The 12,670-nt window shown below is 39.1% G+C and carries 5 protein-coding genes; 1 reads left to right on the top strand and 4 read right to left on the bottom strand.

The window, feature by feature from the left end; translation table 11 throughout:
- Nucleotides 1-2 precede the first annotated feature (2 nt).
- From HMPREF9447_RS26080 to HMPREF9447_RS26065, 4 genes are read right to left on the bottom strand one after another with little or no spacing between them, the layout of a single operon-like run.
- On the bottom strand, nt 3-2,156 hold the full coding sequence (locus HMPREF9447_RS26080) for a Sip1-related alpha-galactosidase (RefSeq protein ID WP_009132649.1): 2,154 nt from the start codon (nt 2,154-2,156) through the stop codon (nt 3-5).
- Between the two features lie 6 nt (nt 2,157-2,162).
- Entirely contained in the window at nt 2,163-3,521 is a 1,359-nt protein-coding gene (locus HMPREF9447_RS26075) for a sulfatase family protein (RefSeq protein ID WP_244267672.1), read from the bottom strand.
- Nucleotides 3,522-3,525: 4 nt separating this feature from the next.
- Complete coding sequence (locus HMPREF9447_RS26070) at nt 3,526-5,262, bottom strand: RagB/SusD family nutrient uptake outer membrane protein (protein ID WP_009132647.1); 1,737 nt, start codon at nt 5,260-5,262, stop codon at nt 3,526-3,528.
- A 19-nt stretch (nt 5,263-5,281) separates the two neighbouring features.
- Complete coding sequence (locus HMPREF9447_RS26065) at nt 5,282-8,488, bottom strand: SusC/RagA family TonB-linked outer membrane protein (protein ID WP_009132646.1); 3,207 nt, start codon at nt 8,486-8,488, stop codon at nt 5,282-5,284.
- Nucleotides 8,489-8,687: 199 nt separating this feature from the next.
- On the opposite strand from HMPREF9447_RS26065, the gene HMPREF9447_RS26060 reads away from it, so the two are divergent.
- Nucleotides 8,688-12,659 carry a hybrid sensor histidine kinase/response regulator transcription factor gene (locus HMPREF9447_RS26060; RefSeq protein WP_009132645.1) on the top strand — a complete coding sequence of 1,324 codons (3,972 nt, stop codon included), beginning with the start codon at nt 8,688-8,690 and terminating at the stop codon, nt 12,657-12,659.
- The last annotated feature ends 11 nt before the right edge of the window (nt 12,660-12,670 follow it).

Here is a 12,670-nt window from a genome sequence, read left to right as displayed (position 1 = left end):
TTTTATTTTTTATAAATAGTTATCTGAAGATTTTCTTCCGCGGATTTTGAAGTGGCACGCCATAAACCATTCCCAAGAGCAGATAGTTCCGCTTCATCCGAGTAAGGTGTACCTCCACTTATCCAAAAGTCAATCGAGCCACTCTCATGAAGGGTTAATGACAACCTATCCGAGCCATAATTGATATTTGAGACTGTTACCGGAGAGAGGTATTTATCCGTATTTCCCACAACTGCCCAGCCCTCATGGATAGGAAGCAGCAGGAAGTAGCGATCGGCAAATCCATCAATAGAGAAAGTGAAATCAGCAACCAACCTGCACCCCTCTTTATTTGTATAATCATAAAGATACAATCCCTCTTCAGGTACTTTCCATCGCCCCATATAAGGTTGCAGTAGTGTTCCGGTCAGTTCATAATCTTCTACGCACACTTTCCCTTCTACCCTACACGAATCAGCAGTAAGGTTATATGCCACCACTGCCGCCGCATCATTTTCCAAAGGTGCAGACACCATATAGGCCGTCCTGCTTGTCAACGGACAATCGAATGCCGTCCGTTGCAGTACCGTAGCGGGAGCCAAAGGGCGCAGCAGGCTTCCGTCTTGATAGCACAATGGCCAAACCATCTGTGGCGCAATCCTTTCAGGTGCGTCGGAAAGATAAACCGGGCCACCTGACAAGGCTTTGGAAAGCGCCATTATGCGGCCACAAACATCATCGGAACTATGAAACATATCATGATCTCCCCACACCGTCGGGCACATGTATAATGCATTGCCATATGATTGGCGCAAATGTTCTTTCGCCATGAAAAGATTATTCAATTTATAATCGATACTCGTTCGTGTGACATTTACATTATAAGTATTTTGCAATACGACATTATTCATAGCCATACAATTGATAACAGCATCATTAAAGCGTTCATGGGCTATGTTGTCTACCACACGGGAAGTATTAAATGCTCCCCTCGCCCCATTCTCGCTGAAACGTTGCATATAAAGATTTGCCGCCTGCCAGTCCAGTTTTAGAAAATCAAAACCATCATCTGCAGAACGTCCCAAAAAGGCAGAATATACCCGCCGAATTGAGGCCATATCATTCTTGGGCAACACATAGCCTGTTCTCTCGATAGTCCTCAGGCAATTGTTCACATCCGCATCGAAATCATTATCAACTGAAAAGCCGCCCCAATACCCGTTGAAATTGTGCCACACCCCCATCCATCGCAACCGTTCCGGCTCACGCATTTTAAGCAATTCCCTAAAACCTTCCGGAAACTTATCATTAGGAGAAAAACTGGATAAAACACCCTTGGAACGATCGACATCTGAAGTTCTAAAAGACAAATGTCCATCGTCTATAATCGCGTATCGGACAGGCAACGGCACTTGCTTCAGTTTGCGGATTTCAGTAAATAACAGTTCTGCACTAATATCCTTTTTATACTCTTCCCACGTACACCAGCCTAAATACTGAAACATTTCGGGAAAGCACTTCTCATATCTCAAACGAAAAGTTTTAGCATAGGCGGTATCCCGTCTGAGGTTATCAAACAACTGATAGGCAGACTCATTCAGATTTTCACCCAACGCCCATGCAATTACGGGGCACTCAGCGGTAACAGGTTCCGTTCCATAATTAGCAACTTGCAATTCCAGTTCACCTTCCTCATTCACATAAAACCACGCCACAACATCGGGTCCTGCCAGGGGTAAAACGGAAAGATATCGCCCGTCACACAACATCAACTGCAAAAAACATCCATGACGTGAAACAAACCGTGTCTTTCCCCGGAATCCAATATTCTTAAACTGCGGATACAGATTGTCATCCACTCCATAGGCAGGTTGCACAAACAAGTCTGTCAATGTCTCCGGCGTGAAAAACCAAGGTAGAACCCTATTTCCATTCACCTGCCAATAATCATAAAAAGAATCCTGAGCCGAGTAAATTCCCTTTAAATAATCAGGTAACATCACTCGATAGGTACATAGCACACCTGTAGAATCAGGTAGCTGTTCTGTAAGGGTGATTCTAATTACGCCTGAATCTGCGGAATTACGCAAGTCGATCTTATCTAAACCGCCTTTACAGGAAGTCAGCAAACAGAAACTGGTAATCAGAATATTACATATAAACAGATCATATTTCATGCTTTATCAGTATTTTAATGGTTTTTGCCAAGGCACTGAACCGGACACCCGGTAATGATCGATCATGCCTCGATACAACTTCGTGTACATATCATCCTTTTTCATGGAATGTGATTCACACGAGTCTTTTTCTAAATCAAAGTATTCGAGCGCATCAAACGAACGATTCTGCAATAGCTTATAGTTTTTATAACGAACAGCATTCTGTGTTTTACCTCCTAACTCAGCATGTTCGCGTCGCACCCAAAATATCATCCGGTCATCCGTACACTGCTTTTCACCAAGAAATAGAGGTAACAGTGAAATACCGTCAATCCGGTGGTTTACAGGTATACTCACCAAATCACACAACGTTGGAAAGATATCAGACATGATTACTAAATCGTCTATACTCCTCGGTTTCAGATGGTTTCTCCAATAAACTGCACAGGGGACTTTGATACCCCCCTCGTACATATCTCCTTTTGAGCCACGCACAGGACCATTATTAGCTTCTGCACCGGCATCTCCACCGTTGTCAGAACAGAATATAATTAATGTATTATCAAGTTGACCCGACTCTTCAAGCGCCTTGTAAACTCTCCCTATATTATAATCCAGATGTTCTATCAATGCAACCAATTTAGCACGCTTCTCCGATATTCCCGGCTCTCTTTCACGAACCCTTTCCAACCACTCCGTTGGAGGTTGCAAGGGTACATGCGGAGCATTATAAGCCAGATAAAGAAAAAATGGAACTTTACTCTTACGCATAGTATCGAAATAATCCAATGCCCAAGATGAAAACAAATCAGTAGCATGCCCTGTAGGCTCAATCACCTCCTCATTGAGGCGCATATAATTGTGTCCGCGACGCAGATGAGTATAATAATTATCCATCATATCTCCCAAAAAACCATGAAAAAAGTCAAAACCACGACTATTAGGCAGATTAGGTTCTTCAAGTCCTAAGTGCCATTTCCCAATAATAGCAGTGTTATACTCGGCTTTCTTCATCATTTGAGGTAATAATATAGCTTCAGGAGATAAGTATCCCCAGCTTGCTGTTGTTTCCGTACGAATAACACCGGGGACTCCAACCATATCAGGATAACAACCAGTGAGCAACCCTGCCCTGCTCGGTGAAGACACCGAAGAATTCGCATAGAAATTATTTAAACGAACACCATCAGAGAATAACTTATCAATATTAGGAGTTTGAAGATCTCTGGCATATTGACAGGAGAGATCCCCCAAACCTAAATCATCAACCATAATCAATAATATATTCGGCTTCTGTTCATCAAGCTTTTGCGGTGAACTTGCATGGGCTACGGAAGATATGGCAACCCCGCCAACTGCAAATAATAAAGGTATCGACTTCATTGTTTTAATAACCATAGTTTTGAATTATAATACCATTGGAAATAGTCACCTCCCGGGATGGAATAGGTAAGAAGATACTGTATTCTTCAAACATGCGTCTCATATATAGGTATTTAACCTCATCATAATCAGAAACATTCACATTTTCTAAAAGCTCAGCACTCCAACCTGAACGTATCATATCAACTTTACGGATTCCCTCGCCCACAAACTCCAGCATACGTTCTTGTAACAAAGCAAGACGGAATTTTTCAAGTTCTGTTTGTGGCGTGATTCCCAGAATCGGTTTTAGTACTGCAGGATCATCCAAATTTTCCCTATTCAAATCAGGCAAAATATTAGCATCGGCAGCCCGCCGTCTAACGTAGTTTATCATACGGTATGCATCAACAGTGGGACCGTTATTTAACTCTGCATCTGCTTCCGCCCAAATCAAATAAATTTCAGCAAGACGGAGTACTACAAAATTATGAGGATGTTCCTGATTGGGGTAATCCTTTACCTTCTCCACAGCATATTTTCCTATATTATAAGTCTTATCAGTTGCCAGTGGAGGCCACAGCGTTCCATTTCCTTTATATTTGAAACTCGTGATATTTTTGTACTTACGCATATCACAATTAGCTTTCGTTGCCGGTGTTGGAAAGTTCTCTCCTATTGTTTTTCCACCAAACGGCATATAAGTATTAGCAATATTTCCTGTAGGTATAGCCCAGTTCCATGAATCCGGTCCCGAAATTCGTCCAACCCATCCGCCTTCCGATTGTGAAAATCCATATTGGAACTGAACATCAAAAATTACTTCAACCGTATTTTCATAAGGATAGAAGCTCTGTTCATAGGGCATGGATAACAATGCGTCTTCTGAAGAGAAACCTTCCTTTATTACTTTATCAGCATAAGTTTTGGCCTGCGTAAATAACTCTTTTTCCATATTACGGGCCCATTCATAGGAATTAATGCCACCTTCTAATGCCAATTCACCAGTTATTCCGGCATATTTACCCATGGTTGCAGCGGTTAAACTTGCACGAGCCAACAACGCAGCCGCAGCAACACTTGTTGCACGGCCAAACTCCTTCTCGACCGCAAAACTCTTAGGAAGTGTTGCATACGCATCTTTCAAATCCTGAAATATCTGCTCATACACTTTTTCTGTCGATGAACGGGGTAGTACAGTCCCAACTCTCTCAGAACCGGGTAATGTAGTGCAAACCACTCCGCCATAAAGCGATACCAAATTATAATAACACAAGGCACGCAAGAATTTAGCTTCTGCCACATATTGTTTAATTGCTGAATTTGGCTCACTAAGCTTATCTGCATTAAAAATTAGAGCATTAGCCTGATTAATCATAGCATACTGTCCTGCATACACAGATTTCACAATCGTATTCTGTCCGGTTGATTTACATTTATCCAGCTCCTCCAAAAACAGTTGTTTAGATGCTCCTGCCGCAGAAGAACACATTTCATCAGTTGCCAGTTCGCCCAATAAAGGAACACCTCCATTGTAATTGCATAGATAATTCAAAATGCCTCCGTCCATGATTGGCAAACTACGTGCCCCGAGCATATCATATACTCCCATCAGGGCCATTTCATAATCCGCCGTTTTTTTGTAAAGTTGATCTTTACTCAATGAAGTAGTCACTTTCTCATCCAGAAAAGACGTTTCACAAGATACTGACAGTATCAGGAATGTCAGCAATAAAACTTGATTTAATAATTTATTTTTCATAATTCTATTGTGCTTTAAATTAGAAACTAAGTGATATTCCAGTAATAATAGTCCTTGAACTCGGATAAGTGAAACGATAAAAACCGCCCATAATCGGATTGTTGGACGCCACCTCCGGGTCATACCATTTGAATTTGGTAAAAGTGAACAAATTCTGACCAGTCAGATAAATGCGAGCCTTACTAATGCCAACAGAGTTCAACCATTGCGTAGGAATAGTATAGCCAATAGTCAGATCTTTGATTTTCAGATAAGAGCCATCCTCAACCACCATACTGGATGCTACGGACTTATAAGAATCAATGGTATAGTCAGGCCATACATTACTATCCCGGTAGGGTCTCCATGCATTGTCATAAATATCTTGCAGAATATTTCTTGTATCATATCCCTGAAGGGGGAAATAATTGGCTACGAGAAATTTATTCCCATAAGAGAATTGCATAAAAAGATTAATATCAAAACCTTTAAACTCGAATTTATTGACAAATCCTCCAAAGAACTTAGGATCGCTGTTTCCTATATAAGTCCGGTCTTCAGGCGTCACATTATTATCTTCTCCAACAATATCACGAAACTTAGCACTGCCGGGTAATGGGATTCCGCCTGCATATTTGGGTTGTCCATCCATCAATACCGCTTTTTCCGATCCACTCTTAATACGTTCATAGATAGCAGTACATTGTTCTTTAGAAACCAGGCCCTTTGACGGATCCTGATCGATATAGAAGTTTTTATAATCACCGTATGTGTAAACACCATCGTAGATAAAACCATACATTGTACCAACAGGCTGCCCCGGTTGAAGGATAAATGCTTCATTATAGAGATTTCCACCATTAAAGGTTAATGCAGCATTATCACCTAAATTTAAAACTTTATTCCGATTAAAGGAAAGGTTGAAAGAAGATGTCCATGAGAAATTGCGATGTGACACATTGACCGTATTCAGTACAAATTCAATACCTTTATTTTCAAGACTACCGGAATTATACATCATAGAAGCAAATCCCATGCTATAGTCCAGTGGCTTAGAAAGTAACAAATCAAACGTTTTCTTGAAATAAGCATCTACAGACAAAGTTATTCTATTGCGAAGCAAACCCAAATCCAAGCCCACATTGTATTGCTCAGTAGTCTCCCATGTTAAATCCGGGTTAGCTATTGACTGAACAATAATACCAGGTTTTAGTGCAGAAGAGGGTTTCATTCCACCAGACTGATTAAACGAATAATACACATTCGCATAAACTTCCTGGCTGCTATAAGGAGGAATACCTTGATTACCTGTACGCCCATAACTTAACCGAAGTTTCAGATCTTCAATTGCTTCCAGAGATTTCATGAATGATTCTTTTTTCATATTCCAAGCTAATGCAACAGAAGGAAAGTAGGAGAATTTCTTGCCCTTCGGGAATTTACTTGAACCATCAGAACGAACACTGGCCGTGAAAAGATACTTCCCCTTATACGAGTAATTGATACGCCCCAGATAAGACACCAATGTACTGCTGAATTCTGACACAACCGGAGCCATAGTAGACAAGCCATGTCCCACATTACCTCCAGGCAACGAAGCAAAAACATCCATATAATCACGAGTTTCAATAGAAAAGTTCCGCCCTGTTTGTTTTTCCATCGTATAGCCAAGTATCGCATTAATACTATGATCTTTATGAATAACCGTACTGTAAGTTAGTAGGTTCTCCCAAGACCAGTTTCTTCGTTTTGCCCAAGCATTAGTTCCCCGACCATTAGTTGCCGCGCCAGCCGCAATGGAAGCCGGATAAAAAATATTCTTATCTGTTTTGGTGTCATCCAGATTATAAGAAGTTTTAAAAAGCAGCCCCTTCATAAATTCATACTCTGCATACGTATTGATTATCATTCGAGTATTATTTAATGTGTTCCGAACCTGCTGCACATAATCCTTTGGATTTGACTGCATATTATAATCATCACTCAATTCACCACTTTCTGCCAAATCTGTTTCGTTCGAACGATAATTTACCGGACGATAAGTGAGTGCTTGCTGAAACACATCGGCTCCTGCATCTTTTGAGCCCCCAGAAGGTACCCCATCTTGTGTGAAAGCTGCATAACTGAGATTTACACCTACTTTAATACGTTTACCAATATTCTGATCAATGCGGGAACGAATTGTAAAACGATTGAAACCGGAATTGTCAACCGTACCTTGCTGATCGGTATAAGCAGCACTCAACGCGTATTTTGTACTTTCTGTACCACCACGAACACCGACATTATAATCTTGTGTGATTGCAGTCTTAAAAAGAGCATCCTGCCAATTTTGGGAAGGAGTATTCATCAGCGAATCATATTTTTCTATATATGTGTTATCCTTACGTTCATGTGCCATATAATTCAAATAATCCGTTCCATTCAAAACGTCAATCTTCTTAGAAACATTGCTAAAGCCTACACTCGCTCCAAATGTAACTACGGGTTTTCCAACCATTCCCGACTTAGTTGTAATCAAAACAACGCCATTTGCACCACGAGAACCATAAATAGCCGTAGCAGACGCATCCTTCAAAATTTCAATGGAATGAATATCATTAGGATTGATGGAAGAGAGCGGATTCACAACGGCCGAACTAAGCCCGTCAATATTACCAACTCCTGTTCCGGCATCCTTCGTTATGGGCGCCCCATCAATCACATAAAGAGGTTCGCTATCCGAATTAATAGAACCGGTACCACGAATTTGAATACTAATACCAGCACCAGGTTCTCCACTCGTATTGGTTATGTTTACACCAGCCATACGCCCTGCCATGGACTGGTCAAGAGAAAGCATATGGGCATTACCGACATCGCTCCCTTTCATCGTAGAAACAGAGCCCGTCAAATCACTCTTCCGGACTGTCCCATAGCCTATCACAACCACTTCATCTATTTGTGTCTGGTCTTCTTCCAACAGAATATCCAAGTTCACCGGAGTCGAGCTTATGACTTTAACTTCCTTAGTCTTCATCCCCAAAAAAGAAACAGCCAATGTAGCAGGAACAGTATTCAAAGTTAAGGAGAAACGTCCTTCCATATCCGTTACTGTTCCTGTATTCATACCCTTAATAAGAACAGTAGCTCCAGCAATGGGTTCTTTGTCAGATGCCAAACGAACCAAACCTTGTACTTTTACTTGCGCTTGCACAGTAAAGCCACACATCAAGAACAAAAAGCATAGTATTAAGAAACTTCTCATAGCATTTAGAATATAATTTTAAATTAAACAATAGGTTGATTTCTGCACAAAAGTAAGCGCTCCTCCCATAGCACACCCGCTCAAAAGTACCTTTTCTTTGCTCAAATCAACCATCGGATTAAAAATATAAAAAACCGAATATATCTATATAAAATAAATAAGTAACTTGCCCCACATAACCATTAAATCTATCATGTACATGATATCAAAAATACTAAAATTTATCTGGCTATTATCATTTATATCTCTTTCGATTCACATATCTGCAAAAGAGACAGATTTCTATAGCCTAAATTCCCGTTTGCAAATCATCTCTGTAAACGAAGGATTACCACAACAAGCGGTAACTTCCATCACCCAAGATAAAAAAGGATTCATGTGGTTGGGTACCTATGACGGACTATGCCGTTATGACGGATATACCTGTAACAATTATCATCACATCAGTGGAGATACAACATCACTAAGCAACAACAGAGTCATTTCTACATTCGAAGATTCCAAAGGAAACATATGGATAGGAACAGAAGGTACCCCTTGCTTAAATCTATATAACTATGATGATGACACATTCAGTATCCCCGAAGGACAAATATGGACAGACTGCAGAGCTTTGACGGAAGGAACTGACGGGGTCATTTGGATAGGCACTTCCAATGGGCTTTTCTTCTTCAATATCCCAGATAAAAGCAAAAGAATTATTCCACATAAAACAGAAATAGCCAGTCTAAATAATACTATTATAAAGAAGATAGTGCACTCTTCCGATAAGCAATTATGGATACTCACTTCAGAAGAAATAATCTGCCTGGATGAAGATAGGAATTTGGTAGAGCGTCATCAGGATGATTTTATACGTACCGCACAAGACATATATTGCGATTCGACCTCCTCTATCCTAGTTTCACATCCACAAGGGCTATACATAAAAGAACAGAATGAGATGTATTTCTATAAAACGGAAATCGCCAATCCGCTAACCACCATCACCCAATTAAAGGAGAACGTATATATAGCGGGGACAGAAGGTGACGGAATCATTCTCATCAACAAAGACGATGGAGAAAGGAAATACTCAATTCTATCTCCCGCTCTAAATTCTCATTCCTTCTTCAGTTCCAATCTGATTAGAAACTTCTATGTAGATAAATCTAAGTGCTTATGGATAGGATCAGGACATGGCGGAATAGCGATAATGAACCTTAATTCCAAGCATTTCCGTACACTAAAAATGCCCAATCGGGAAGCACGCCCCCTAATCCGTTCTATTTTAAAAGATTCGCAAAACAGATTATGGATTGGCATCAAATTAGGTGGGGTCTATATGTTGGAAAATGATAGTTATACAGAACTTAATATTGATAGAAAACAGAATTTCAATGCCATATTTGAAGATGCGGAATACAATATCTGGATTTGTACCAATCGTAACGTTTACATCTATCGTAATAAACGTTTATACAATTTATTAGATATAAATGGCATTCCACACGACATTTATGAAAAAATACACTCCGCCAGTGCAATTATACAAGATAACCAAGGTGCAATTTGGATAGGTGGCACAGGTCATTTACTTCGTTTAAAGAATTTATTTAAACCAGATTTCCAATTCCACTATTTTGAAACACCCTATACACAAGATATCTTTTGCATGAAAAAAGATATAAAAGGAAATTTATGGTTTGGTTCCCGCTCCAAAGGGATTTATATATTAAACCTTGACAGACAATCCAACATTACTGATTATAAGATAATCACAACCAAAGATTCTCCCATTAAAAGTAATCAAGTGTGGAGTATATGCCCTTCAAGTGAAGGACAATACGTATGGATTGCAACAGATTCCGGGATGAGTTGTATTGATTTAATAAATCGAACGATTTTAAATATAGACACTTCTCCAAAATTATCCAATAGTAAAATAATGAATATTATAGAAGATGACAAAGGAGAATTATGGTTAAACACCAGTCAGGGGTTATTACGTTATAACCCAACAACCAACTATTATCGGGAATATTATTATAATGATGGGCTTTGTAGTAACGCTACAACTGAAGCCAGCTTCTTTGATGATAAAAATAACACTCTATATATCGGCACTATCAATGGCATTACATATTTCAATCCACAAGAAATAAAGGATAATGTTTATACTGCCGCTCCACAAATAACGAGCCTGACAATTAACAATTTCTATGAGAAGTCCCAAAACAGTCAACTGATTTCAAACTCTCATAAAAAGAATCTTCTCACGAAAAACCAAATAACAATTGATCATCATAACAACAACTTCACCCTTAATTTCCTGGCACCTGATTTTCAAAATCCAGCACGAGTTTACTATGCTTACATACTGGAAGGAGCAGATTCTGAATGGCATTATTCCACCGCCCAAAATAGAAGTGCGAGCTATAATCAGTTACGGGCGGGAATTTATACCTTCAGAGTTCGTGCTGCAAATTGTGATGGTATATGGAGTAATACAGAGCGAAGTATTTCAATTAAAGTGGAACCTGCCCCTTGGAATACATGGTGGGCCTATACACTTTACGTTCTAACCATAATTGGTATTATTCTCATTATCTTCAGGTATTATGCAATTCAATACAAACTTAAAAAAGATATTCAAATAGAACATATCCAGCGAGAACATGAACGGATACTAAATGATACCAAACTAAAATTCCACACAAACATTTCACATGAGATACGTACAGCCCTGACTCTCATATCAGCGCCACTAAACGATGTATTACTCAATAATGATCCGTCATCAAATTCTACAAAACTCAATATCATCCAGCGTAATGTAGAACATTTGAATAACCTTGTATACCAATTTCTAGACTTACGCAAAATTGATAAGGAGGCTGTGCCATTGCAGGTAAAGAAGATAAATATTGTCTTCATCATTAAGGATATTTTCATCAGATTTGAAGAAGCTGCCAGCCTACATAAGATTGACTTTAATTTATTATATGAAACATCAGATATTATAGGGTATTTTGATCAGGATAAAGTCATCAAAATTATCAGTAACCTCATATCGAATGCCTTAAAGTTTACTCCGGAAGAAGGTTGCGTCACAGTTTTTGTTACACAAGACAAAGAATGGGTGGAATTGGCGGTAGAAGATACCGGATGTGGAATTGCTCCGGATGAGATTGAACACATCTTTGACCGTTACTATCAAAACAAACAATGGCAAAATTCTGGTATGGGAATCGGGCTTGCACTGGTTCAGCACTTAGTAACGCTACATAAAGGAACCATTTCAGTAAAAAATCTTCCAACCGAAGGTGGTACTATTTTTTCCGTAAAATTACCATTAGGGGAGGAATACTACACAGAAGATGAGCTTATTATCGAAGAGCAGGCATCATCTATACCAGAAGATGTTTTTTATTTTGAAAGCAAATTCACAATTATGATTGTAGAAGATAATCAGGATATGCGTGAGTACCTCTATCTGAATCTGACTAAAAAATATAATGTTATTACCGCTTGCAATGTAGATACCGCCATGGATAAAATTCAAAAACATATCCCCGATTTAATTTTACTTGATATCATGTTACAAGAAAAGAGCGGATTAGAGTTATGCACCATGCTAAAGGGGAATTTAATAACAAACCACATTCCTATTTTAATTTTATCCGCCAAAGCCAGTCAAGAGGATATTGAATTGGGATATAGCAAAGGAGCTGAAGATTATATTCTAAAGCCGTTCTCTATCGAAGTACTTTTAATGAAAATAAGCAATATTATCCTATATCGGCAAAAGCCCAGTATACAAGGCAGTACGCCTACCGAAATTGAGCATTCTCAAATTACAACAAATCCTTTTATGGACAAATTATTGGAAATTATACAAGAGAATATACATAATTCCGAATTTGGAGTCGGAACAATATGCGAAAATCTGAATATCAGCCGTACCCAATTATATCGTAAAATAAAGGCAACAACTAATCTCTCAATCAATGCCTTGATTCGGGACTATAGAATGAAACAAGCTTACAAATTACTTCAAGATAAAAATTACAACATTTCGGAAGTTATGTATCAGGTTGGTATCAACAGCAACTCTTACTTTACTAAAACATTCCGTGAATACTATGGTATATTACCTTCAGAGTACATAAAAAAAAGAAATAACAACTAATACATTAATCA

It is taken from the genome of Bacteroides oleiciplenus YIT 12058, from assembly GCF_000315485.1.
Classification (GTDB): domain Bacteria; phylum Bacteroidota; class Bacteroidia; order Bacteroidales; family Bacteroidaceae; genus Bacteroides; species Bacteroides oleiciplenus.
Note: the sequence above shows the minus strand (reverse complement) of the source record. Positions and strands in the feature narration are given on the sequence as shown.